19 protein-coding genes are annotated in these 23,771 nt (G+C 56.8%); 8 read left to right on the plus strand and 11 right to left on the minus strand.

Annotation, left to right across the window (positions count from 1 at the left end; translation table 11 throughout):
* Positions 1-258 precede the first annotated feature (258 nt).
* From LOC68_RS28450 to LOC68_RS00110, 4 genes are all read right to left on the minus strand, one after another.
* On the minus strand, positions 259-843 hold the full coding sequence (locus LOC68_RS28450) for a DapH/DapD/GlmU-related protein (RefSeq protein WP_315858761.1): 585 nt from the start codon (positions 841-843) through the stop codon (positions 259-261).
* Between the two features lie 99 nt (positions 844-942).
* The gene (locus tag LOC68_RS00100; protein WP_230214176.1) at positions 943-2,454 is read right to left on the minus strand and encodes an MFS transporter; all 1,512 of its coding nucleotides are present in this window, start codon (positions 2,452-2,454) and stop codon (positions 943-945) included.
* A gap of 104 nt (positions 2,455-2,558) precedes the next feature.
* The gene (locus LOC68_RS00105; protein WP_230214177.1) at positions 2,559-3,734 is read right to left on the minus strand and encodes an NAD(P)-dependent alcohol dehydrogenase; all 1,176 of its coding nucleotides are present in this window, start codon (positions 3,732-3,734) and stop codon (positions 2,559-2,561) included.
* A 4-nt stretch (positions 3,735-3,738) separates the two neighbouring features.
* Positions 3,739-4,812 (minus strand): alpha/beta hydrolase, encoded by a 1,074-nt coding sequence (locus LOC68_RS00110; RefSeq protein ID WP_230214178.1) that lies wholly within the window; start codon positions 4,810-4,812, stop codon positions 3,739-3,741.
* Positions 4,813-5,062: 250 nt separating this feature from the next.
* On the opposite strand from LOC68_RS00110, the gene LOC68_RS00115 reads away from it, so the two are divergent.
* Positions 5,063-5,965 carry an AraC family transcriptional regulator gene (locus LOC68_RS00115; RefSeq protein WP_230214179.1) on the plus strand — a complete coding sequence of 301 codons (903 nt, stop codon included), beginning with the start codon at positions 5,063-5,065 and terminating at the stop codon, positions 5,963-5,965.
* Positions 5,966-6,439: 474 nt separating this feature from the next.
* Entirely contained in the window at positions 6,440-6,883 is a 444-nt protein-coding gene (locus LOC68_RS00120; RefSeq protein WP_230214183.1) for a hypothetical protein, read from the plus strand.
* 209 nt (positions 6,884-7,092) lie between these two features.
* Here the strand turns inward: LOC68_RS00120 and LOC68_RS00125 are convergent, their stop codons facing one another.
* Both LOC68_RS00125 and LOC68_RS00130 read right to left on the minus strand, forming a co-directional pair.
* Positions 7,093-8,088: a prenyltransferase/squalene oxidase repeat-containing protein gene (locus tag LOC68_RS00125; RefSeq protein ID WP_230214186.1), complete on the minus strand. Its 996-nt coding sequence runs from the start codon at positions 8,086-8,088 to the stop codon at positions 7,093-7,095.
* 150 nt (positions 8,089-8,238) lie between these two features.
* Positions 8,239-9,372: an aminotransferase class V-fold PLP-dependent enzyme gene (locus LOC68_RS00130; protein WP_230214187.1), complete on the minus strand. Its 1,134-nt coding sequence runs from the start codon at positions 9,370-9,372 to the stop codon at positions 8,239-8,241.
* A gap of 485 nt (positions 9,373-9,857) precedes the next feature.
* Here LOC68_RS00130 and LOC68_RS00135 point away from each other — a divergent pair, with 485 nt between their 5' ends.
* Positions 9,858-12,779 carry a serine/threonine-protein kinase gene (locus tag LOC68_RS00135; RefSeq protein ID WP_230214188.1) on the plus strand — a complete coding sequence of 974 codons (2,922 nt, stop codon included), beginning with the start codon at positions 9,858-9,860 and terminating at the stop codon, positions 12,777-12,779.
* Between the two features lie 12 nt (positions 12,780-12,791).
* Here LOC68_RS00135 and LOC68_RS00140 read toward each other — a convergent pair whose 3' ends face one another.
* Both LOC68_RS00140 and LOC68_RS00145 read right to left on the minus strand, forming a co-directional pair.
* Positions 12,792-13,724, minus strand: a complete 933-nt coding sequence (locus LOC68_RS00140) for a hypothetical protein (RefSeq protein ID WP_230214189.1) — start codon at positions 13,722-13,724, stop codon at positions 12,792-12,794.
* Between the two features lie 201 nt (positions 13,725-13,925).
* Positions 13,926-15,026, minus strand: a complete 1,101-nt coding sequence (locus tag LOC68_RS00145; protein WP_230214190.1) for a serine hydrolase domain-containing protein — start codon at positions 15,024-15,026, stop codon at positions 13,926-13,928.
* 262 nt (positions 15,027-15,288) lie between these two features.
* On the opposite strand from LOC68_RS00145, the gene LOC68_RS28455 reads away from it, so the two are divergent.
* Positions 15,289-15,606 (plus strand): YjcZ family sporulation protein, encoded by a 318-nt coding sequence (locus LOC68_RS28455; protein WP_315858762.1) that lies wholly within the window; start codon positions 15,289-15,291, stop codon positions 15,604-15,606.
* Between the two features lie 73 nt (positions 15,607-15,679).
* Here the strand turns inward: LOC68_RS28455 and LOC68_RS00155 are convergent, their stop codons facing one another.
* The 3 genes from LOC68_RS00155 to katG form a co-directional block, all read right to left on the minus strand.
* Positions 15,680-16,738, minus strand: a complete 1,059-nt coding sequence (locus tag LOC68_RS00155) for a sphingomyelin phosphodiesterase (RefSeq protein WP_230214191.1) — start codon at positions 16,736-16,738, stop codon at positions 15,680-15,682.
* A 199-nt stretch (positions 16,739-16,937) separates the two neighbouring features.
* Positions 16,938-17,384: a hypothetical protein gene (locus tag LOC68_RS00160; RefSeq protein ID WP_230214192.1), complete on the minus strand. Its 447-nt coding sequence runs from the start codon at positions 17,382-17,384 to the stop codon at positions 16,938-16,940.
* A 168-nt stretch (positions 17,385-17,552) separates the two neighbouring features.
* Positions 17,553-19,829, minus strand: a complete 2,277-nt coding sequence (gene katG, locus LOC68_RS00165) for a catalase/peroxidase HPI (RefSeq protein WP_230214453.1) — start codon at positions 19,827-19,829, stop codon at positions 17,553-17,555.
* 554 nt (positions 19,830-20,383) lie between these two features.
* Here katG and LOC68_RS00170 point away from each other — a divergent pair.
* The 4 genes from LOC68_RS00170 to LOC68_RS00185 all read left to right on the plus strand — a co-directional run bounded on the left by LOC68_RS00170 (position 20,384) and on the right by LOC68_RS00185 (position 23,707).
* The gene (locus tag LOC68_RS00170; protein WP_230214194.1) at positions 20,384-20,989 is read left to right on the plus strand and encodes an HdeD family acid-resistance protein; all 606 of its coding nucleotides are present in this window, start codon (positions 20,384-20,386) and stop codon (positions 20,987-20,989) included.
* Positions 20,990-21,085: 96 nt separating this feature from the next.
* Positions 21,086-21,589: a DUF3592 domain-containing protein gene (locus tag LOC68_RS00175; protein WP_230214196.1), complete on the plus strand. Its 504-nt coding sequence runs from the start codon at positions 21,086-21,088 to the stop codon at positions 21,587-21,589.
* Between the two features lie 118 nt (positions 21,590-21,707).
* A complete protein-coding gene (locus tag LOC68_RS00180) occupies positions 21,708-22,952 on the plus strand; it encodes a DUF4272 domain-containing protein (protein ID WP_230214198.1) in 1,245 nt (414 codons plus the stop codon).
* Positions 22,953-22,984: 32 nt separating this feature from the next.
* On the plus strand, positions 22,985-23,707 hold the full coding sequence (locus tag LOC68_RS00185; RefSeq protein ID WP_230214199.1) for an MBL fold metallo-hydrolase: 723 nt from the start codon (positions 22,985-22,987) through the stop codon (positions 23,705-23,707).
* Positions 23,708-23,771 lie beyond the last annotated feature (64 nt).

Genomic DNA, 23,771 nt, shown 5'->3' on the forward strand with positions numbered 1-23,771 from the left:
ACAGACAATTTCGAGGATTCGACGTTTTTCTTGGCAGTCGGCACTAAGCCATTTACTGCATAGAGTTTGCGAAAGTTCAAACGATTTCGACGCTAAGTCGCCCATCTCATCGTGACTCCGGTCGACAGCCTCTAGCGGAAGTTTGATCGCGGATAGTCGATCCCGAATCTCCGTGTTCTTTCCGGCGTAGGTTGACTGGTCGATGTCCTGTGGCAACAACAAATTTAGCAAGCGATCCTGTTGTTCGGTTACTCATATCTATTCCGCCGCCTCAAAGTCTTCGATCTGCTTCAAATGTTTGGCAGGTATGCCGCCCACAACGGTGCCACTCGGCACGTCCTTTGTGACGACGGCTCCGGCGGCCACCACCGCGTCCTCGCCAACGGTGACTCCCGGCAGAATCGTCGCGCCAGCGCCGATCCAGGCGTTCTTCTTGATAACTACCTCACGTGGCGCCAAGGATTTTCGACGCTGTATCTCTACCGGATGGTTTTCGGATGTGATGTTGACCCTGGGGCCGATCATGACACCGTCTTCGATCGTGATGCCCCCTAGGTCGAGAAACGAGCATGCATGGTTGATGAACACGTTCTTGCCAAGCGTGATGTTCCGTCCATAGTTGGTATGCAGCGGAGGAAACAAGGTCGTGCTTTCGTCCACTTGTTGCCCAATTAGCTCGCCAAGGAAGCTGCGGACCTGATCTGTGTCCGCAGCGCCGTTGAGTTGGATCAAGAGTCGAAACGTGCGGTTCACCGCCTCGGCAACCAGGCTGAAGCCCGGGTCGTCCATCGGTACTGGTTCGCCAGATCGCAATCTCGCAAAAATGTTACTGCGATTTTCCATGGTATTTCTCACTTACCGAGGCTGATTGGCTGGGTCCACTGAAACTCGTTAATTGCTGTGCCCGCACCTGCAGTGATTTAACAAGAAGCGAATCCCCAACTACGTGCTTGGATTGCTCGCTGGGGAGGATTCGCCTTGTGGCAGGCTATGCCGGAGCGCTGCTTCTGGCATGCTGGCTAGCATTGTTATCACGAGAAGCGCCCCGGAGATGATAAAGCTTGCTTTCATGCCATGTTCAAAACCAAAAGCTGTTACCAGAGCCCCAAACCCAGCCACGGCCAAAGCACCACCAACTTGGCGGCTTGTGTTGAGGACTCCACTGGCTATGCCAGAGCGGGTACTTCGAACTGAATTCAGCAGTACGGAAGTAGCCGAGGGCATCGCTAATCCTGCTCCGAGGCCAACAGGAATCATCATCGCAACAAAAACTGGAACCGATGCGTTCTGACCAAGCAGGCTGAGCAAGAAGAATCCCGTCGCCATTGCCGCTTGCCCGATAATGATCGGCACGCGGCTTCCAAATCGCTCGGCCAGTCGTGCGGCAATGATTGGCATAGCAATTGAAAACACGGTGACAGGAGCAAAGGCGAAACCGGTTTCAAGTGGTGTTAGCCCACGTTGTTGTTGAAAGTAGAGACTGACAAGAAAGACCATGCCAAAGAAACCGGCCATGAAGGTGAAGCCGATGGCTACTGGGATGGCAATGGTAGGTGAGCGAAACATATCTAAAGGGACCATCGGATGCTTGCTTCGCGATTGAAGGAATAGAAAGGCCACTGCCGCAACTGCTGCGATGATCAGGCAGAATATCACCGTTGAGTGAGTGATCCCCAAATCTCCTGCCTGGATGAGCCCAGCGGTAATTGCGGTCAAGCAAGTAATTGATGCAACCTGACCTGCCCAGTCGAACGCGTGAGCGGTTGTTCGCGAAATGGGAACACGCGATAGAAGCCAAAGAGCAAGTGCCCCGATGGGTAGGTTGATCAGAAAAATCAGCCGCCAGCTTAGAGTCGTCAGGGCTCCACCAACAAGTGGTCCAGAAGCAGAGGCAACAGCCCCGCCTACCGCCCAAATGCCGATAGCACGCGACCTTGCAATTGGGTCGGGATAGGCTTCACTGATCAGAGCCAATGATGCAGGGGTCATCAATGCCGCTCCTGCCCCTTGAAGTAGGCGTGCTACTACGAGCAAACTCAGCGTGGGAGCCAACCCACACGCTCCCGAACTAATTGTGAACACGACAAGGCCGATGGCAAAAGTTGTTCGAGCTCCAAGACGATCAGACACTGTTCCCGCAAAGAGAAGAAGTGCTGCAAAGGGCAACGAATACGCATCGATAACCCATTGAAGGCCTCCAATGCCACCGTCAAAGGTGGTTTGAATAGCAGGCAATGCAACACTTACGACAAGTGCATCGAGCGTGATGATAAAGAAGCCCAACAGTGCCGTAAGCAACGACCAGTGCGAAGCTACGGCCTTTGGCGTACTTTCCGCACCGCTAATTGAACAAGAAAGGGGCGAAAGCTCTGTGTCTGTGCGCTTATCCTGCGTCTCATTGCTCTCAATCCGCGAGGTTCTTGCCAGCCTTGTGGGAAGCAATTTCTCAAGCAAACGAATTCCTCCAAGACGTTTATTTGGGTAGATGACACTTCAAAGTGGCATTGGCGTCCGTGATAGACTTTCCGCTGCCAACGTTCTACGATCACCTCCACTGTTTAGATTGTAGATGCGTCAATAACGTATCGATAACGAGCTTCTTTGTTCACGACTTTGTCCCAGGCGTTGTTGACGGCGTCTGCCTTAATGACGTCAATTTGAGGAAAAAGCTTGTTATCAGCACAGTAATTGACCACTGCCTGGGTTTCAGCCATTCCGCCGATGAGTGAACCGTTGAAGTTCACTCGGTTGCGAATCATCAAGAAATTGTTGATTGTCAGTTTGCCTTGAATGGGCATTCCCACCTGGGTGAATTCTCTACGCGGCTTGAGTGCCATCGCGTATGCCGCCACGTCGTAGTCGTAGGGAATCGTCGAAATCATGTAGTCAAGCGAACCGTGGTGAGCTTTTAGTTTGGACAAGTCGTCAACAACGATGACCTCTTTTGCACCAAAACCCTTGATGTCATCGACCTTGCTTGGCGACGTCGTAAAAGCGTGAACTTCCGCTCCTTTCGATGCAGCAAGCATGATTGCCATGTGACCAAGACCGCCGATTCCAGCAACACCGACTTTGTCGCCCTTGGAAATATCAGCTTGCATCAGCGGCGAGTACGTCGTAATTCCTGCACAAAGTAGCGGTGCGGCGTGCTTCAATTCAATGTGGTCAGGGATGCGAACGACAAAGTGATCTCTGACCACGATGTTGCTGGCGTAGCCTCCCTGCGTAATGCCGGTTGGCGAGCTTTCTTCAGTTGAGCCATAGGTAAAAACCGTCTTGCTTCTATCGCAGTGGTTTTCCTCGCCACCTAGACAACTCGGACACTCGAGACAGCTGTTGACCATGCAGCCAACACCTGCCCTGTCTCCGACTTTAAACTTAGTGACGTTCTTTCCAACGGCCGCTACGATACCGGCGATTTCATGCCCGGGAACTTGCGGGTATTTTTGGGGAGACCAGTGACCTCGCATTTGATGAATATCGGAATGGCAAATGCCACAGAACTTGATGTCGATAAGCACATCATTGTCACCGAGAGGGCGCCGCTCGAATGACCAGGAAGTCAATGTTCCGGACTTGTCCTGGGACGCCAATCCCTTGGCTTGAACATTTCCCTCTCGCACACTGGCGAAAGCGGATTGACTTCCTAGTGAGTTTGCCAGTAATACGCCAGCACCAGCAATCGCAGTGGTACGAATAAAATGTCTTCGGGACGAATTGCGAAAAGTGTTCATTGTTTTACTTTCCTCTAGCGAGGGTGTGATATTTCAAATGTTCGACGAAGAAGGATGCGAGTTTGTCGAATGGAATCACGTCAACTCGGTCGTAAAGATCAACGTGATTCGCTCCCTTAATGATGAGTAGTTCTTTCGGCTCTGCGGCAGCTTCAAATGCCGTTTCGCTGAAATAGCGCGAGTGGGCCTTTTCGCCATGAATCAAGAGTATCGGGCGAGGCGAAATCTCGTCGACGTAGGTGAGAAGCGGCATGTTCATGAATGACAGTGGATTGGTCACTGTCCACGAGCCGTTCGAGTTAATTGATCGCGGGTGGAAACCACGCGGCTGCTTGTAGTAACCGGCGTAGTCCACTACGAACTGCGGTTCGCCGCCCTTAAGTTCGAGAGAGATGGGGCCATATTCGGGTTGGCCATTTTCCGCATCTTGCCAGCGTTGTTGACTTAGTTGCTCTAGCGTTTGGGTGCGATCTTCCTTGGTGACGCTGTCGTTGTAGCCTTTGGACATCACCCGACTCATGTCATACATCGTGCTGGTTGCGACGGCCTTGATGCGTTTGTCGACGGCAGCGGCGTTTAAGGCCATTCCGCCCCAACCGCAAATGCCGATAACTCCGATCCGTTCGCGATCCACAGAAGATTGCAGACCGAGAAAATCGACCGCAGCGCTGAAATCCTCGGTATTGATGTCAGGCGAGGCAACATTGCGTGGCTCGCCGCTGCTCTCCCCGGTGTAGGACGGATCGAAGGCCAGAGTGACGAATCCTCGTTCTGCCATCGTTTGCGCGTACAAGCCAGATGACTGTTCCTTCACCGCACCAAACGGACCGCTAACTGCGATCGCGGGCAGCCGTTTATCACCACGGTCTTTCGGCTGGTACAGATCGGCCGCTAAGGTGATTCCATAGCGATTTTTGAATTCGACTTTCCGATGAACGACCTTTTCGCTTTGTGGAAAGGTCTTATCCCATTGCGGCTTGTCATCTGCGACAACTGTCTCTGTGCCAGCCAGCATTCCACCCAGGATTGACAGTGCGAGATAGGTAAAGGAGCGACTGGATCGGGCTTTTGTTCTCATCATCTATTCCTCTCAAGTTGGGGCTGTCGTTTGGGCTTTTAGCGGATCCTTCATCAGCGAGCAGCTTCGCGTGGCCTGTCTGCCTCGCCATAGCACCCGTACATGCATTTAATGCCACCTGCTCTGAAAAGAAAAGAAACGATTCTCCAGATTGCTTGCCTAAACCTATGCGCTGCTTGAGAAACTGGTATTAAATGTGGCCAAAAGCTATAATGTTCCTGTCAATGTTAGGTGGTGTCTGGAGACGACGATGAACACAGCAAAGACTGAGCAGCAGCGATTGGCGAGCATGCTCGACAAGGTAGCCATCGCAGAAGGGATGAGCCGAACGGACGTCGATGGAGTCGAAGTTTTTCGAGCTTCGTCGCCAACTGCCCGCGCACCGATTGTCTACCTCCCGCGCATTCTCATTGTTGGACAAGGACGAAAGCAGGCGTTTCTCGGAGGCGAAACGTATGTGTATGACCCAAGCAACTACCTTGTCCTGACTGTTCCGCTACCGGCAGAGTGCGAGACGATTGCCAGTCCGTCGGAGCCAGTGCTGTTACTTTCCATCCAACTTGATCAGGCGATGGTGGGAGAGATGATATTGGAGCTGGAGGACTATCCACGTTCAGATACGCCAACGCCGCGCGGAATTTCCTCAACGCCAATGAGCACAGAAATGGCTGGAGCGGTTATTCGGCTCCTAGAGTGCCTCACGAAACCCGCCGACAGTCGCATTCTTGGTCGGCAGTGTGTTAGAGAGATCGTGTATCGCGTGCTGCAAAGTGAGCAGGGGGGTGTTGTTCGGGCGCTGGCGAGTCGGGATGACCACTTTGCCAGGATTGCTCGCGTGTTGCGGCAGATTCACATTGATTTTGCCAAACCGACGAGCGTGGAGGAGTTGGCAAGAAAGGCCGGGATGAGCGTTGCCGCGTTTCATCAGAACTTCAAGTTGGTGACGTCAAGTTCTCCTCTTCAATATATTAAACGAATCAGACTCGATCAGGCCAAATCGCTCATGGCCCATGAAGGCTACAACGCAAGCACGGCTGCTCAGGCAGTTGGTTATGAAAGCCCCTCACAGTTCAGCCGCGAATTCAAACGAGTCTACGGCCTAACGCCATCGGAAGAGGCTGAGCGAACGCGAGCACGGCTGGTCGCAAGTTAATTGGGCCGGCACCGCATTACGTTAGTGACAGGCTCTGAATTTAGTATCGCAGAAGTCAGCGAATGCTGAGTTGCCGTGTATGCCTAACTACATACTTCGCGGATCAAACTAGCGATGTCGTCCTCGATGCCTAAGACTCCCAGTGAAAAAAGTTCTAGCGGTGTCTTGTCACCCCGACTTGCCTTCGGCAAGTAGAGAGTAGAGGGGAGAAAGTAGAGCAGTAGAGGGAGCAGGTATCGGCTGAAACGCCGTGGTCGCCCCCAAATCCTGCCGCTCACCTTTCTCCCTCTCTACTCGGTCTACTGCTCTACTTTCTACTCACTTCTTCAGAGTAGTGACGCGAGGATCTAGCTTGGCGATCTCGCGTCTGCCGGAAGGCGATCGATTTCGCGGATGAGATTGGTAAGCTGTTTGCTTGCGACGATCCGTCCACGCGATTTGAACTCTAGGTCTCTCCAGCGGTTAGATTTCGCCATGCCTTACGATCTGAAACCTCTTTACCTAAATCCCCCTTCGCATCGGCTCATCGTTCCGTATGCGAATCCACATTACCCGGTCGTGTTTATTGCCCGCTGGCCGAAGGGAGTCTTCGCGTCGCACGGCGAGTTCATTCGCTTCTACGAGGCCTACGATTCCGCTATGCAGGGATATCTTCAGGGGATGCCCGAAGAGGCATTGGAGGATTGGTTTGTTCCCCATGAATCTCTCGATTTTTCCCAGCCAGCGGTGGAGGTATTACCGGAGAGAACGGAGGATGCCGTGGTGTGGATGGAGCGGAATTTTCCGTTCGTCCAATTGCCTTGGTTGAAGCCAGGCGATCACTCCGAGATTCTGGACGAAGATCAAGGGAAATTTGGTTCGCTAACGGCCTATGGAAACGGGGGATATCTATACGTGTTTGTCGCGGACGAGCTTTGAACATCCCCTGCGATGTAAGTTGTGAAGATGCTGGCTGGCCTGAAAAGCTGCTTACAAGATAGCAAGGTATGCAGAGAAAATAGCGCACGAGAAGGAGCAGTTCTCGGCGTAAACATCGTCGTAGTTAACGAAAAATGCGAGCACCTTTCTCTCGCTCCGCTCGGTCAACTTGCTCTCTTGTTGTCCACCCCCATTGGAAAACGCCACGCTCAATTCGTCGGTTGCGTGCGGGCCAGACCAATCACGGCCCATGCCGTGCCCCAGTAGGTGGAAGTATCCTTCACCTTTCCATTGGCCCGTTTCAACGTACTGGGGACGATCCAGGAACCGTCCTCTTTCTGGGTGTCGAGCAGGAATTGTCGCGCACTCTCAACGGCGGCGTCCGCTTCCTGGCGATCGTGGCTCAAGGCGAACAGCACGATGCCCGTACCAAGGGCGTCGCTGGGCTTCTCTACCAACCAACCCCAGCCTCCATCTTCGCGCTGTTTCGACAAGAGTTCCTGCTTCAGTTCGGTCGCTGTTTCCAGGGAGCCGAAACGCTGTTCGAACATCATGCGTAGGGCCCACCATTCGCTGCTTTGGCCGGGTTGCGCTTCCTGCAAGTATTTCTTGGCGGCGTCGAGCTTCTCATTCCAATTCGGAAGTTCGCCGGATCGAGGATGAAGTGCTAGCAACGTCCACATGGTGCTGACTTCATTCGTTTCGCGTTCTGGTCGATTCTGGAGGGGAAGTTGTCCGCAGGCGGTCCAGGAACCGTCCTCTTGTTGACGCGTGGCGAGCGCCGTTTCAAACGTCTCGACCCACTCCGCAGGAGAGTCATCGGCTTCGTTGGCGGCGTAGTTGCGGCCGAGCAGAAGTTGATACATCGTGTCGATGTTTCCGGACTTGGCCTGCTCCTGTTTGGTTTCGTCGCGGTTCTTAGACGCCGACCAGTTTTGCCAATCTGTGGACCAGGCGATCGTTTCGTTCAGCTTCTTAAGATCGACCTCGGCGCCGGCGCGATGGGCTTCGTTCAAGCTCCACACCATGAAAGGAACCTGATGGCAGGAGGCGCACTTGCGGTTATCGATCCAGGCTTGCCCTTCGCGCTCGAGGAACGGCACGCTTCGCGTAACGGCGTCTCGGACCGATTCCGCAGGAGCTTCGCTGGGCGAGTCGGCGGAGGGCGCCGCGACAAGTAGTGAAACGACGATCAACAAGTTCACAACTCGACTCCAGGAAGGAGGGATGAGGGGAGGGATTTCGCGCGAAGAGCTTTCGCCATTCTCGCTCAAGAAGACGCACTTTCCCAGAAAAGATTTCGCATTTCGGCAGGGCGACTTCCTTCTGAGGCGTCACCCCACCGAGGTCGGGGGCTAGATTTCCTGGAGCGCCCGAACCAGCGTTTCAATGTGATCTTGCCGGGTGTAGGCGTGGGTCGAGACGCGGACGAAGATTCGATCTTTCCAGCGAACGACCGGCGCCTCGATTCGGTATTCGTCGTAGAGCCGAGACTTAAGCATGTCGGCATCGACGTATTTGGCGGTAACGTCAATCAGTCCCATCTGACGGAAGAACGAGTCAGGGTGAACGCGTTCGATTCCCTCGATCTCGGCAGCCATCGCGACGGCCGCTCGCGCCAAGTCTTGCGAACGGTGGCGAACTTCGTCCGTCATGGTTTTCTTTTGCCAGGCGATCGCGGCGGGGACGGCCAGATAGGCGGCCGGGTCATAGGTCCCGAGCCACTCGTGATGCTCGAGGAATTCGTTTTCGCGATGAAACGTTTTATTGGGGCCCCAACCCCAGCCGACGACCAGCGGTTCGACCAGCGATTGTCTGTCTTCGCGGACGTAGAAGATGCCGGAGCCTTTCGGGGCGCACAACCACTTGTGGCAGGTCGCGGTGTAGAAGTCGGCCCCGAGATCTCCCAGGTGAACGTCGATCTGCCCCGGCGCGTGAGCCCCGTCGACCATGGTGAGAATGCCTGCCTCCTTGGCGCGCTGGCAGATCTGGGCGACCGGCAGCGTCAACGCCGTGGGCGAGGTGATTTGGCTGATGAAGATCAGCTTCGTGTGTTCGGTGACTCCTTGCCAGAACGTGTCGACGATCGCTTCGTTCGACTCGACCGGTAAAGGAATCGCCTGCTCGACGACGCGAAAGCCTTTCTGCTGTGCGGCGAATTGAAACGCGAAACGGCAGGCCCCATATTCGTGGTCGGTCATCAAAACTTCGTCGCCGGGTCCCATCGGGAGCGACCGCGCGATTTCGTTCGCCGCGAACGTCGGATTGGGGACGAAGACGATTTCGGTCGGGCGAGCCCCCAGATAGTGGGCGACCTGCAGCCGAGCGTCGGCGAGCAGCCCGGGGAGTTCTCGCTGCAAAAACCGAACAGGCTGCCGTTCCAGCTCTCTTTGCCAACGCTGGTACTCGTCGAACACCTGCCGTGGACAGGCTCCAAACGAACCGTGATTCAGGAAGACGACGTCAGGATCAAGGAGGAAGTCAGGCATAAAAAGGTCGCCGCTGATTCAAGGTCACCTAGCACTGGGAACTTATTGAATCAGCTCTTGTCGCCTGCGGGGAGAGGGGCCGAGGTAGAAGAAACTTGGGTTTCCCTGTCAGTTTTTCTTGACCAGATTTAGTTCCACCCCAATCCACTCTCTGCTTTGCGTCGGGCGCTGTTGCGCAAACTAAAATCGACGGAGAAGTGCCATGGAAATCGCACTGAGGGATCTGGGCTCCGGCGGGAAGAGTTTCACGCTTTTTTGCAGCTCAATGCTGCACTATAATCCGAAGCGATAGCTTTCTCTCGACGCGGATGGTCAGGGAGAGTGCTTGTCGTGCACAACCCTCCACTTTTTCATTCGCTGGTTCCAGCGCATTCGAGACGCCGTACGCCAGCATTGACTTCGCTGGGAAGTTCCTCGCAGCACGACTGTTGGGGAACGTAAACTCGAAGTCATTCGGGGCGCTGGGGCGGAAGGACTTGATTGACGTGAGCGACGCAAGCCTTCCCTCCTCGAACGATCGCCCCGAGCCGCCGGATCGGCAGGTGGAGGTCCTCTGCCAGGCATTTGCCGAACGCTGGCTCGCCGGTCAGCAGCCTGATATCGCCGAATACCTCGCTCAGGTAGGGGATGAACAACGCAAGACGCTGCTGATCGCGCTGCTCGAGATTGACGTCAAGAATCGTCGCCAGCGAAATGAGCAGCCCCAATATGAGTCGATCGTACTGCACTATCCGGAACTCCGCGGCGAGGTCGGCTTGGCGCTGTTTGATCTGATGGAGCAGACGGTCGCTCCCAAGAGCGAAGTCGCCGAGACCATGCCGGTAGGCGCCTCGTACGCCAGTAAACTCGCTAGTCAGCCGCTGTTGGCGAGCGGAACGCAGTTTGGCAAATATGAGCTGCTGAACGTGATCGCGCGCGGCGGGATGGGGGTCGTCTTTCGGGCTCGCCAGATTGACGCCAATCGGATCGTCGCCCTCAAGATGATCCTCAGCGGGCAACTGGCGGGACAGGAGGAGATCCAACGTTTCAAAACGGAAGCGGAAGCGGCCGCTCGACTCGATCATCCCAACATCGTGCCGATTTTCGACGTCGGCCAGCATGATGGCCATCACTATTTCACGATGGCTTTCATCCAAGGTCAAAGCTTGTATCAACGGATGCGGAGCTCGACCTTCAGCGCCAGAGGGGCGTCGGAAATCGTCCGCACGCTCGCGTCGGCGATTGAATACGCGCATAGCAAAGGGATCATTCATCGCGACCTTAAGCCGGCCAATATCTTGCTCGATGAAGAGGGGAACCCCCGCATCACCGACTTCGGCCTGTCGAAGGTACTGGATGGTCGTTCGGAGCTGACCGGAACGGGGCAGCTGCTCGGTACGCCGGCCTATATGTCGCCGGAGCAGGCTTCCGGTAATATGTCGCAGGTCGGTCCTCTCTCCGACGTCTATTCTTTGGGGGCGATTCTGTACGAACTCATTGCCGCTCGCGTCCCGTTCAGCTCAGACAACGTTGTCGGCCTGTTGTCGCAGATTTGTACGCAAGAGGCTCCGCCGCTGCGGTCTGTATCGCGGATGGTCGACGCCGACATCGAAACGATCTGCATCAAGTGCTTGGACAAGACCCCTGAACGTCGCTATGCATCGGCCGGTGCACTGGCGGAGGATCTGGGACGTTACCTCCGCGGCGAGCCAATCCTGGCGCGGCGCATCACCCGCAGTCAAAGATTCGCTCGGTGGTGCAAGCGGCGTCCGATGATCGCGACCCTTTCGGCGGGGCTCGCCGCTTCGCTTTTGATTTTCGGCACGTCGACAATCTACTTTGCGGCGACGACGAGACAGCAGGGAACGCTCGTCGCAGTTGAACGCGAGCAGGCGACCGAGATGTTGGACGTCGCCCGCCTGGCCGTCAACGAGATGGCGGAGCAGGCCAAGTTGTTGGCCGATGTGCCGAGAGCCGAAATGCGACGGCAAGAATTGCTCGCCAAAGCGACGGAGTTCTACACTCGGTTTTTGCAACAGCGTCCCAACGACAGCGGGCTGCGTCATCAGACGGCCGTGCTGCACCAGTCAATGGGGAACCTCTTCCGGCAGCTCGGCGAATTTGATTCTTCCAAGCAAGCGTTTGAAACGTCGATCCAGTTGCTTTCTGACCTGGCGACTGAAGAGCCGCAGGATCCCAAGCACCAGCAACAACTTGCGGAGAGCTACATATGGCTCTCCGTCTTGTTGAAATCGCGGGATATCGAGCAGGCGCTCAATTCGGTGAATCAGGCGGTCTCGATCCAGGAAGACGCGTCGTCCAAGCCAAGCGGCAACGAGAGCGACGAATATGGGCTGGCCCGCGCTCTCTACAACCGAGGAATGTTGCTCGACGAACATGGGGAAACGGCTGCGGCCGAAAAGGACTATCGCGCTGCGATCGAAAAGCTGCTGCGTCTGGTCGATAGCGACGCGTCAGGCGAGCATGATGAGTTTCGGCTCGACTTGGGGAGGACGCTGAATAACTATGGCAACCTGCTGAAGAAGCAGGGGAAATTGGAAGATGCCCGCGATCGGATTTCCGAGGCGGTCGAGTTGCATTCGAGCCGCGAGCTAAGCCCGGAAGAACGGGAAGATCTCGCCATCTTTCAGAACAACCTTTCCAATACCTTGGCGTCGCTCAGTGACTTGCCGGCGGCCGTTAAAGCGAATGAAGGTGCGGCCGCATTGCTGGAAAGCCTGGTAAGTCAGTTCCCGCGTTACGTGCATCTGAAGAGCGAGCTGGCGAACACGCTGAATAGCCGCGGAGCGCTCGCCGGACGACAGAAAGATCTCAAGCAAGCGGCCCTCTATTTTGAACGCTCCGAAACGATCTTGTCAGAGCTGGCGAATGAATACCCTGGCCATGCTGGATATTCTCATCGTCTAGGGAACGCGAAGTACAATCGCGCTTTGGTAGCGCATCTGCAGGGAGAAACGGAAGGAGTCGACAAGCTTCTGAAGGAAGCGATCGAGATTCATACGCGAGCTTACGCATCAAATGCCCAGAATGACGAGTTCGCCAAGAGCCTGGAAAAGGACTACGCGCTGGCGATCAAGTCGTTTCAGGCGTCCCGCGACGTTCCCAGAATGGGTCAGACCATCGAAGCGTATCTCCAGGCGTTTCCGAATGATTCCGCTGCTCGAATGCAGGCCGCCAAGTGGTACGCGAGCGGCTATTCGTTGGCGCAAGAAGGGGATGCGACGTCGTCGGCCGATTCGCTGGGGCAAAACGCCGTAACGCAACTGCGCAAGGCGATGGAGCTAGGGGAACCGCTCACTTCGCTCCAATCAGAGGAGAAACTGGCCGACGAGTTTCTTCCCCTACAGCAGCGAGCCGACTTTCAGCAGCTGCTGGAGCAGTGGAAGTCGAAAAGCAAGGCATCGTAACGTCTGCCCCGCTTAGAAGCGAATCGCGTATTCCGCTCGGATGATGTCGTGATACCAAACGTCGCCGGTAAAAGCACGGCCGTAGCCGACGTAGACGCTGTGGCAAGACTGCGTATAGCGGAGGCCAAATTTTCCGTTAATGATCGTGTCTCCGTCGACGTCGATGATCGTCGCCATGGTGGGAGTCGCCGGAACCGTCGCCAGGCCGTCGAGGATCGACCAGCCGACGAACTCGGCGACCGCCGTTAGTTTTTTCGACTCGCATCCGCACGGCGAAACGCATTGATAGAGGTCATGCCCTACGCCGACTCCGTAGCGAAGTACCGGACCGGCGAAGTGACCTTGCGGAACCACGGTCGAATCGAGCGGGACCCAAACGCGGAATTCGCTTTCCAGCATCGTCCTGTCGCTCAAGCGGCGAGCGTACAGGAGCGCCGGTTCGATCGAGGCATGGTTGGTTCCGAGACGCCGCGAAGCGTCGCCGGTTGGCGTATAAACGCGAATTTGCCCGGTCAGCATATCAGCGTCGCTTTCGAGCAGAATCCCTTTGATGCCGACCTGTAGGTCGCTGAAGCCGGACGTGTTCGCCGCGATTTCGGGATTGACCATGCGGACCGGCGCATCGACGAAGAGGGAAACGTTGGAAGCGACGGCCAATTCCAGGTAGGTCCAAAACTCTTGATAGTCGACTTGAGGTTCGGCCGGAGAGATGGGGCTGCCGGTCGCCGCCGTCGATGCGCGATAGAAGAATTCGGCGCGATCGGGCGTCGGGTTATCGTAGGCCGAGTCGAAGCGGAAGCGGATCTTCGAGCCAACGAACGCCGAATCGATATAGCCGACATTCGTATCGGACGTCGAGAATTCCTGGGCGGCGGCGAAGCTCGCCAACGATAGCACCGCAAGCATCGGCGTCAGCCAGCAAGTGGTCCAAGTCCGTTTCGTCATGCAAAGCTCATCGCTTAAAGGAATATGTCGCCAACCCCTCCTAATTCGGAGCATTGGTTCCATCGACCTCGCTGCAAGCGAGACTTGAGTGAAGAGCCGTATTCCAAGCGGGTGCGCCGTTAAGGCTTACGCCAAGAACGCATTGTGAAGCGTCGCACGGCGATCGTCGTTGCGACTGGCGGAAGCTAGCTATCGCAGCCTTTAAGAATCGCGATCCGCAGCGATCCGCTCGGAAACCAATTGTCGGGGATGCGGAGTCACCGCGCGACCGGGGAGTGAGGTCAGCACCACGCAGATCGTTTCCGTGGCGGGATCGGCCCACGCGATTGTTCCGGTCGAGCCTGTGTGACCAAACGTTTCGTTCGAACAACCAGGTCCGCCCAACAGCGGATCGACGTCAAAGCCGAGACCGCGCGGCTTGATCCCGGAAGGGTTCTGGTTGGTACGCATCAGTTTGGCCGTCTCCGGTTTCAGAACCGTCCCGGAGAGGTGCAGAAACTCGGACAAGAACGCGGCGACGTCTGGCGCCGAGCAATGAGTCGTGCCCCAGGGCGCTCCCAGCTTGCGCCAGTAGAGACTGTTCCAGTCCCAGTTCTTCGCCGAGGGATCGCCGCTGCCGGCTTCCGGCGCGGCAAATTCGGTCTGGCTGGGCACCATATCGTCGAGCTTGAATCGTCCCAGGCCTTGCGCGGAATGCGTCATCTTTAATGGCTGAAAGACCGTCTCGTCGACCAGCGAAAGAATGTCTTTGCCCGTAATCTTCTCGGCGACGTGCGTCGCGAGCAGAATGCCCATGCTCGAGTATTGGTATTTCGAACCGGGAGCGAACGCTAAGGGCTCTTGCTCCGCATGTTTGACGAAGGTCGCCAAACTTGCATGGTCGCGGCGCAGCTTTGCGTTGTCCGCTACTTGATCGGGCAAGCCTGAGGTGTGGGTCAGGACATGTTGGAAAGTAACGTCTTCTCGCCCCTGGCCGGTAAACTCTGGCAGGAATTTGCGTAGAGGATCGTCGAGCTTGAATTCCTGCTGATCGAACAGCCTCATTAGCGCGGCGACGCAAATCGGCTTCGAGATCGAGCCGAGGAGAAACATCGAGTCGGGCGTCGTGCCAGCGCCGTAGGCGCGAGTCACAGCGTTGCCGCGTTTTACCACATGCAACGTCGCGGCCTTCACCTGACCGCTGGCGGTCGCTTCCGTCAGAATCTTGTCCGCTTCTTCGAGTCCATTTGGCTTTTCAGCTGCGAACAGACGTCCGCTTAGTCCCATGAATAGGCTCCACTTGAGAATCTGACGGCGATGCATTCGGCATGCTCTCTTTTTGGTAGGCAGGAATCCAGACTGCTGGCGATCGGAGGCGGGAAGGGCTGCGGTTTGCGCGGGGATGTTAATGTCGAGGATTGCACGTTCGATTATGGAGTCCGGCAGTGGGGCAAGCAAGGCAATTTGCGTTGCAGAGCGATATTGCCGCTGCATCCGATTTTCAAGAAAGGTTGGCGAGCGCCTCATCAATTCTCTACGATGAGGCCAGGGCAACGCTATTCGCCGCTTGAAAAAGGAGAGCCAAATGAGTCGACTCTACCCTCTACTGGCCGTCGTAATCTTTCTCGGCGTTCCGCAGTTCGGCATGGCCCAGGTCCCGGCGCCGATTCTTCTCGGTAGCTCCGTCGAAAGTCGCGCTAACAGCTTTGCCATGAACGTGCTGCACCTAGAAGAGGAAGAAGCTGCGGATTCAGTCGCGCAGAGCATCGAGATCGCCGAGAGCCTTGGCGCGGATACGGAAGCGGAAGGCTACGGCGGAGCGTTCGTGCTGATCCTGGTCCTCTTTATTTTGCTCGTCATCATCGGAGCTGGGTTTGGAGGCGCCAGACGCTTTCGGTTTTGAGCCACGCGATCGCCGAAGATCGAACATTACGGCCAAGCAGATCGCCGCACAAATCAAGGCGGAACTCGGCTGCTTAACGGGTTGGATGTCGCTGCGGTAGGCTCGCAACTTTCTGCGGAATGATTAGAAACTCGCTCGCAACGGCGAGATGATCGGAGAGCGATCCTTCGGCGACTTCCTGGTCCAGGAAACGCACATGCTCGGTCCGCGTCGGATAAAGGCCGACGCTGCTCGCCCCTGCGGAACCGGCGGAGAAGATGTAATCAATTCGTCGTCCTCCATCCTCTGCGACCGCATCGCTCGTTCCGTGCGGACCGGCTTGTAGTCGTTGTCCGCCGTCAACCAGGTTCAGAACCTTGGCCTCGGCGAAGCGATTGAGGAGATCTGCGTATTCCGAGTCGGCGTCCGATTCAAATGCGATATTGAAATCCCCTAGAAAGATCGCAGGGGCATCGGCACGATAGTGCTCGGCGACAAACTCGCTGAGTTCGCGTACTTGAAGCTTTCGTGCGGCGGGGGATTGGCTTTCGAGATGGGTTAGGAAGCAATCGAGCGTTGCGCCCGATTGCGGGTCGAGCAGAACCTTGGCATGTAGTGCTCCCTTCGCGGCGAAGCCGTCTGATTTCAAACCGTTCGTCAATACTCTCGATGCGTTCCTGTAGGTAATCGTATGCGTTTCCAAAATCGGATAGCGCGAACAGAAGGCTAGGCCGCTGCCAACCAAGTGCGTGCCTGATCGACCTGGGCCGTATGCAATGTGATAACCGCTGGGCGTTCGCGCCTGCAACTGCTCGACAAGAGCCTGGCTTTGCTTGGTGTTGAACGCTTCGCTGAGTCCAATCAGATCGTACGTTGCGAGTTGCTCGCCGATTGCTCGCGCGCGATAATCCGCGGCGCTACGCGTTCCGGCAAAGGGAACCGCGACGCTGGGAAGCAGATGCACGTTGTAGGCGACTACCCGGAGACTGCGCTGCTGTTCCATCGGAGCCTGCACGAATTGAGCCGTCGCAACGCCAGAAGATGGCGTCGGCTGAATGGGCAATTGATTGTCGGCGAGTTGGCTCTTTTCGGTTGCGCAGCCTAGCACGATACAGAGCAGGCCAGCAAGCGTAAGCCGATTGGAACGAAGCATTTCTGAACGGTTCTCGATGGAAAAGCGGTCCATCATCGTTGTCGGTTCACAAGCCGCCGCCTGATAAGGTCAATACGCCAGAATGCGGGGTATCTTACGGCGGCATCAAGAAAACCGTCGTCATAAGTCGCTAGCAGATGTGACGTCGCGATTGCGAAGAGTCGTTGCTGCGACGTCGGGCAAGGCCAAAGAGTTGCCGCTAATCCTGCTTCTCGGCGACTTGTCGATGATTTTTGACGGTGGATGTTTGGCTTGATCCCATCGTTATCCAAACGGCGGCCGCAGTCGCAAAGAGAATCGCCAATAGGGACGCTCCCTTGAACCAAAGCGGGTAGGGGAGCATGGCGAGGTTGCAGACGAGCGCGGCGTTCAACAGCAAGCCTACGGTCAATGCTGAAAACCTTCCGCCGATCGCACCTGCGACGCGTACGCTGACCAGCGCAGTCGCAGCCCACATGGGAACGACCGCCGCCAACACCCAAGCCGGATAGCGTGCGACATGCGCACAGATCTCTTCCTCGGTTCCTTGAAAGCCTTCTGGAAAGGGATGAACGACGGCGCTAAACGTTTCGACGGCGATCAGCAGGGCAAACAAGAGAAGCAGGCCCAGGAAGACGCCTGCCAGAAATCGAAAAATGGTTTTCATCGGGGCGTCCGTCATCCGGTCCCAGTGCTGCGTACATGCCAAGCGATTCCGATTATAGGAAAGCGACGAGAGGAAGCGAGCGTTCGCGGCAAGGGAAACAAAAAAAGCTCGCGACGCCGAAACGTCGCGAGCTGCTGTCGATTTACAAGTCGCCAACTTCCGTAGAAGTTACTTGTGATCCGCCAGGTCAAAGCGATCGAGGTTCATCACCTTCGTCCAGGCCGCGACGAAGTCGTTGACGAACTTCTCTTTCGCGTCGTCGCTGGCGTAGACTTCGGCGATCGCTCGCAGTTGCGAGTTCGAGCCGAAGATCAAGTCGACGCGAGTCGCCGTCCATTTCACTTCGCCCGTCTTGCTGTCCGTTCCTTCAAAGAAGTGATCGCACACGGCCGACTTTTCCCAAGTCACGTCCATATTGAGCAAGTTCACGAAGAAGTCATTGCTCAACGTTCCTGGCTTGTCGGTGAAGACGCCCAGTTCGGCCAACGGGCCGTCGCCGGTGTTGGTTCCGAGCACTCGCATGCCGCCGACCAGAGCCGTCATTTCCGGCGCGGTCAGCGTCAGCAATTGGGCTCGGTTGACCAGCAATTCTTCGGCCGGTCGATCGGTATGGGCGTTGATGTGATTGCGGAAACCGTCCGATTTCGGTTCGAGGAAGGCGAACGATTCGACGTCGGTCATTTCCTGCGTCGCATCGGTACGACCCGGAGCGAACGGAACGGTCACGTCAAAGCCGCCCTGCTTGGCGGCCGCTTCGACGGCGGCGCTTCCGCCCAACACGATGACGTCGGCCAGCGAGACCTGCTTGCCGTCGGTCTGAGCGTCGTTGAATTCCTTCTGAACCTTCTCCAGCACAGCCAACGTTTTGGCCAGCTGTTCCGGCTCGTTGACGGCCCAGTCCTTTTGCGGAGCGAGGCGAATGCGAGCGCCGTTGGCGCCGCCCCGTTTGTCGCTGCCGCGGAAGGTGGAAGCCGAAGCCCACGCGGTCGAAACCAGGTCCGAAGTCGACAAGCCCGATTCGAGCAGCTTGGTCTTCAGCTGGGCGACGTCGGCGTCGTCAATCTGCTTGTAGTCGGCCTTGGGGACCGGATCTTGCCAGACTTGCGGCGGCGCCACTTCCGGGCCGAGCAAACGACTGACCGGACCCATGTCGCGGTGGGTCAGCTTGTACCAGGCCTTCGCGAAGGCCTGCTTGAACTGATCCGGGTTTTCATGGAATCGCTTCGAGATCTCGCCGTAGGCCGGATCCATCTTCAGCGCCAAGTCCGTGGTGAACATCATCGGGGCGTGCGACTTGGCAGGATCGTGCGCGTCGGGCACGGTTCCTTGTGCGGTCTCTTCTTTCGGCGTCCACTGATGGGCCCCGGCGGGGCTCTTAGTCAACACCCACTCGTAATCGAACAGGTTATCGAAGTAGCTGTTGGACCATTCGGTCGGAGTCGTCGACCAGGCGCCTTCCAGGCCGCTGGTGATGGTGTCGCCACCTTTGCCCGTGCCGAACTTGTTCTTCCAGCCAAGCCCTTGTTCTTCAATCGAAGCCGCTTCCGGATCGGGGCCGACGTTTTTCGCGTCGCCGGCGCCGTGTGCCTTGCCGAAGGTGTGCCCGCCGGCGATCAGGGCGACCGTCTCTTCGTCATTCATCCCCATGCGGCCGAAGGTGTCGCGGATGTCGTGAGCCGCGGCGATCGGATCCGGCTTGCCGTTGGGGCCTTCCGGGTTGACGTAGATCAAGCCCATCTGCACGGCGGCCAGCGGGTTTTCGAGGTGACGATCGCCGGTGTAGCGTTTGTCGCCGAGCCATTCGCTTTCCGGGCCCCAGTAAATGTCTTCCTGCGGTTCCCAGACGTCGGCACGACCGCCGCCAAAGCCGAAGGTCTCAAAGCCCATCGATTCGAGCGAAACGTTGCCGGTCAGGATCATCAGGTCGGCCCACGAGATCTTGTCGCCGTACTTCTGCTTGATCGGCCAGAGCAAACGACGAGCCTTGTCGAGGTTGGCGTTGTCGGGCCAGCTGTTCAGCGGAGCGAATCGCTGCGTACCGTAACCGGCGCCGCCGCGACCGTCGCCAACGCGATAGGTGCCGGCGCTGTGCCACGCCATGCGGATGAAGAGGGGACCGTAGTGACCGTAGTCGGCCGGCCACCAATCTTGCGAAGTGGTCATCAACTCTTTGATGTCCGCTTTGACGGCGGCCAGATCGAGTTTGTTGAACTCTTCGGCGTAGTCGAACTCGCCGCCCATCGGGTTCCCTTTGACCGAGTTCTGGTGCAGGATCTTCAGGTTCAATTGATTCGGCCACCAGTCGGCGTTCGACATCGCGCCAGCGGCGGTGTTGCGGGCCGACGGAGGACCGACCGGGCCCATGACGGGACATCCGGCGATCCCTTCCGGTTTCGCGACGGCGACCGGGTGTTCTTCCTGTGCGGGAGTGCTGGTCGGTTTCATTTCCACTTCCTTCGAGACAGGGCTCACAGCAGCGGCTTCCGGCGCTTTGGCGTCCGCATCTGCCAGCGAAACGCTGCTTGGTGGATTACAGCCTGTCGAGGCGAAGAACGCCGCTGCGGTCACGCAACAGGCGAAGCTATTCCAGTTCATGTGTGGCATCCTTTTTCGGAGAGAATCCAAGGGCAAGGGACGGGTGCTGTTCATTCGCAATTCGTGTAAGCGTCTCCACCGATCGGCGAAGGTCCCTTTAGTATCCGGTTCTCTCGCTATGTATGCCAATTCATTCTCGGTCTTGTAACCATGCATGTAGTGCATGGCTGGGGAGGTCCGTCATAGCGCTCGGTAGCAACGGAAAAATCGGCGACGATACGTAGAGCGGCGTACTATATGCGGGAGGTTTCGGGGCCATTGTTCGGTTGGGCGCAGCATGGCCGTCAGCCCAGGAAAAGCTAGCGGACGTCCTTCCCTGTGGTAATATGAACGTCGCATCGCCGTCGCGAATCACAACTGGGCCGTATCGCATCCGTTCACCGATCACGAGAGAGGCTTCGAAGATGTCGGACAAGAAAGAAAAAGTGGCGGCAGCCGCCGCGGCGGCGAAAGAGCGAGTCGGCGCCAAGTTGGGCGCGATCTGGTGGGCGATTCTACTGCGAGGCATTCTGGCCGTCGCACTTGCGGTCTGTGCGTTCGTCTGGCCCGGAAAGACGATCGGCATTTTTGTGATGCTGCTCGGCGCTTACTTCCTGATTGACGGCGTCATCGGTCTGATCAGCGCTTATCGGAGCGGTGAGAAAACGTCGCCAATTATCCAGGCGATCGTCAGCCTGGCGATCGGGTTCATACTTTTGCTCTGGACGGGCGTGAGCGGCAAACTGTTCCTGATCCTGGTCGGCATCTGGCTGGTGCTACAAGGAATCAGTCTGTTCTACGCGGCGTTTCGGATGGATTCCTCTGAAGACCAGCGCGGGCTAGTGATGGTGATCGGCGGCGTGATGGCGCTGATCGGGTTGGTCTTCGTCTTTTGGACCGACGCCGGGGTGGTGGCGATCTCCTGGCTGATTGGCCTGGGCGCCGCGATCATCGGCATCTTGCTGATCTACCTGGCCACGCGCGTGAAACGACTGCAGGCCAGGGTAGATGACTTGGGGAGTCAGACCTAGAGCATCGCTCCATCCCGGTTGTTTTCACCTCATTCCGTGGACAAAATGATCACGGAATTCGACCTGCGTCTAACCTATGAGGTCTGCGAGGTGAAAATGTCGACGGTTTTCTTTGCGCTCTTTATCAGCATTTTCTATATCGTGGGATTCGCCTTTTTGGGCGGTACTATCTGGATCGCCTGGCATTCGCTGCGGGCAGGCAATTGGCCGACGACGCCAGCGACGATTACCGATCTCGATATCATCTCGCAGTCTGACGGCGAGGGGGGCGATTCGTATGAAGTGAAGGTCGCCTACACGTACGAAGTGCTGGGAAAGCAATATGAAGGTTCGCGACTTGCTTACGGCTACGGCGGAAGCAGCGGTCGCGAGGCGCATCAGCAGATATTCGATCGGCTTCAAAATGCCAACGCCGTCGCCGTTCGCTATGATCCAGGCGACCCGGCGCAGTCCTGCCTTTCTTATGGGATTCACCGTTCGATTCAAATCGGCTTGGCGTTCGCTGCGACTTGGCTGTTGTTCGTGTTCGGCTTCACGCTTTTGTTTTGGCTCTTTTCGTTGCCTGATACGGCGCTTTTGCGAAATCTCTCGGCGAATTGATTTCACGATCCTTGACGGATGTTGGCGGCCGTGGAGTTTGCATGCCTCTTTCGGTCGGCGATAATCTCTGCGACCGGAATTTGTCCCAATTAAAGACGCGGACAGCGGAGCGACGCTCATGGCATTTGAAGCGATCAATCTCTTCTCGCATAAGATCGATCCCCGCGGCATCGTCGATGTGCTGCGGCAAAGCGGGTTCAAACTTGAGATTTCAGGGCCCGAGGACGACTGGACCGATATCGTCGTCGAAGTGAAGAAAGGGGGCCTGTTCAGCAAACGACGCGTGCTGACTTTCGCCCACGATTCCGAGTATTACAGCGGCGAAGGTTGGGCGGTGCAAGTTTCGGGCATGCAGGGATACTTCTCGCGATTCGCGGAAGTGCCGCGAATGGCCGAGATCATGCGGATGATCGGCAGTTTTCGGTTTGTGCTCGCGGTTCCGCAGGAAGATCTCGATATCTGGAGCGACGACGAGCGGATACCGCTGCTTTACTCGGTCTGTCAGAAGATCGACGGCGTCATCTTTACGCCGTATGGCTTGCTCGATTCTCAGGGACGTACCTTGATTGAGGAGGGGGGCCTCTTCGACGAGGAAGCGACGCTTCCATTCATTCCATCGATGGAGCCAAGCTCGGAAAGCGATGAGGAGGAGTACGACGACGAGCCGATTCCTCCAACGCCGCTACGCGTCGCTAGGCGGGCGTTGGCGCTGACCGCGGTTGCAGCTCGCGCCACGCTGGAGATGGACGCGCCGCAGCTTGACGAGCCGGATGAACTGCGGCGGCGGTTGCTCGATTGGGTCGAGACGTTGGAAATTGGCGACGAGTTTGAGCCGGACGAATGGAAAGTGCTGCAGCGTTCGGTAGGCAATCTGGAGTCGCAGGACCATATCAACGCGCTGTGGCGAGTTGAGGGACTCACGGTCCTGGCGTGGGCGCTTGGTCGATTTGAATTGCCTCCGGATGATGAACTCGTCATGCCGTCTGAACTTTATCCGGCGATGGGGTTTCTCGACCCTGAGTTGGGACGGGCCGTTCTGGAAGGGGCGGAGCTCCGATCCGCGGAAGAGCTGGAGGAGCTGCAAACGCATCTGCTGATGCTACACTGGCGAGTACGCGACTACTCGATTCGCCCCGGGCCGATGGACTTCGTCGCGTTCTCGAAATCAAGCTGGATCGGTGAGTTCGACGTCAGTAAATTTCGGCTCATTGAAAACGATCTCGCCATCGGCGGCGCCGCGATTGATGACGCCGACCCGGAACATCGGTCGATCGTTCAGAGTCTGGCGCATGAGCGTCACCTGGCGATTAATTGGCTGATGGGCTACAGCGAAAAATACTCGGATACGGATACGAGCACCTAGCTTTTCACGCAACTGCAGAATGGATTTTCCGCATGACCAAGATTGACGAGATCGCCCCCGACCTGTTTCGCTTGTCGATTTACGTTCCGCAGCTCGACATGCAGTTCAATCACTTTCTAGTACGTGACGACGAGCCCCTCTTGTTTCACGCCGGTTTGAAAGGAATGTTTCCGGCCTTGAAGGAGGCGGTCGGAAAGCTGATCGATCCGACGACGCTACGGCACGTCGCGTGGAGCCACTTTGAATCGGACGAAGTGGGAGGATTGAACGAGTGGCTGGAGCTTGCGCCGCAGGCTCAGCCCGTTTGTACGCTGATTGGCAAGCTGGTGAGCGTCGACGACTTTGCGATTCGCCCAGCGCTGGGGATGACGGCAGACGATGTGCTGCCGACCGGCAAGTATCGCTACCGCTTTTACCCTTCGCCCCATATTCCGCATGGCTGGGACGCCGGGGTGTTGTTTGAAGAGACGACGAAGACGCTATTTTGCTCGGACCTGTTCCATCACTTCGGCGACGTCGCCGCGCTGACCGAAAACGACCTGATCGCTCCGACGCATCAGGCGATGCAGACGCTGCAGCAAGGGCCGCTGGCTGGTTACATGCCGTACACGCGACAGACCGAGGGAGTGCTTCACCAGCTTGCAAAGCTGCAACCAGAGACGCTGGCGGTGATGCACGGTTCGTCGTATCGCGGCGAGTGCGGTCAACTTTTAACGGATCTGGGAAGCGTAATCAAAGAAACGTTCGACTCGTAGTTGCAAAAGTGATTTCGAAGTAGAAAAGCCCGGCGTCTAAACATAGACGCCGGGCTTTGTTTTT

This window comes from Blastopirellula sediminis (assembly GCF_020966755.1).
In the GTDB taxonomy this organism is placed as follows: Bacteria; Planctomycetota; Planctomycetia; order Pirellulales; family Pirellulaceae; genus Blastopirellula; species Blastopirellula sediminis.

What these genes read in the sequence shown, in the direction of transcription:
- LOC68_RS00180 (WP_230214198.1), top strand. Translation starts at nt 21,708, where the DNA reads ATGGCATTTGAAGCGATCAATCTCTTCTCGCATAAGATCGATCCCCGC.
- LOC68_RS00105 (WP_230214177.1), bottom strand. Translation starts at nt 3,734, where the DNA reads ATGAACACTTTTCGCAATTCGTCCCGAAGACATTTTATTCGTACCACT.
- LOC68_RS00185 (WP_230214199.1), top strand. Translation starts at nt 22,985, where the DNA reads ATGACCAAGATTGACGAGATCGCCCCCGACCTGTTTCGCTTGTCGATT.
- LOC68_RS00175 (WP_230214196.1), top strand. Translation starts at nt 21,086, where the DNA reads ATGTCGACGGTTTTCTTTGCGCTCTTTATCAGCATTTTCTATATCGTG.
- LOC68_RS00130 (WP_230214187.1), bottom strand. Translation starts at nt 9,372, where the DNA reads ATGCCTGACTTCCTCCTTGATCCTGACGTCGTCTTCCTGAATCACGGT.
- LOC68_RS00110 (WP_230214178.1), bottom strand. Translation starts at nt 4,812, where the DNA reads ATGAGAACAAAAGCCCGATCCAGTCGCTCCTTTACCTATCTCGCACTG.
- LOC68_RS28450 (WP_315858761.1), bottom strand. Translation starts at nt 843, where the DNA reads ATGGAAAATCGCAGTAACATTTTTGCGAGATTGCGATCTGGCGAACCA.
- LOC68_RS00160 (WP_230214192.1), bottom strand. Translation starts at nt 17,384, where the DNA reads ATGAAAACCATTTTTCGATTTCTGGCAGGCGTCTTCCTGGGCCTGCTT.
- LOC68_RS00120 (WP_230214183.1), top strand. Translation starts at nt 6,440, where the DNA reads ATGCCTTACGATCTGAAACCTCTTTACCTAAATCCCCCTTCGCATCGG.
- LOC68_RS00140 (WP_230214189.1), bottom strand. Translation starts at nt 13,724, where the DNA reads ATGACGAAACGGACTTGGACCACTTGCTGGCTGACGCCGATGCTTGCG.
- LOC68_RS00145 (WP_230214190.1), bottom strand. Translation starts at nt 15,026, where the DNA reads ATGCATCGCCGTCAGATTCTCAAGTGGAGCCTATTCATGGGACTAAGC.
- katG (WP_230214453.1), bottom strand. Translation starts at nt 19,829, where the DNA reads ATGAAACCGACCAGCACTCCCGCACAGGAAGAACACCCGGTCGCCGTC.
- LOC68_RS00155 (WP_230214191.1), bottom strand. Translation starts at nt 16,738, where the DNA reads ATGCTTCGTTCCAATCGGCTTACGCTTGCTGGCCTGCTCTGTATCGTG.
- LOC68_RS00115 (WP_230214179.1), top strand. Translation starts at nt 5,063, where the DNA reads ATGAACACAGCAAAGACTGAGCAGCAGCGATTGGCGAGCATGCTCGAC.
- LOC68_RS00170 (WP_230214194.1), top strand. Translation starts at nt 20,384, where the DNA reads ATGTCGGACAAGAAAGAAAAAGTGGCGGCAGCCGCCGCGGCGGCGAAA.
- LOC68_RS28455 (WP_315858762.1), top strand. Translation starts at nt 15,289, where the DNA reads ATGAGTCGACTCTACCCTCTACTGGCCGTCGTAATCTTTCTCGGCGTT.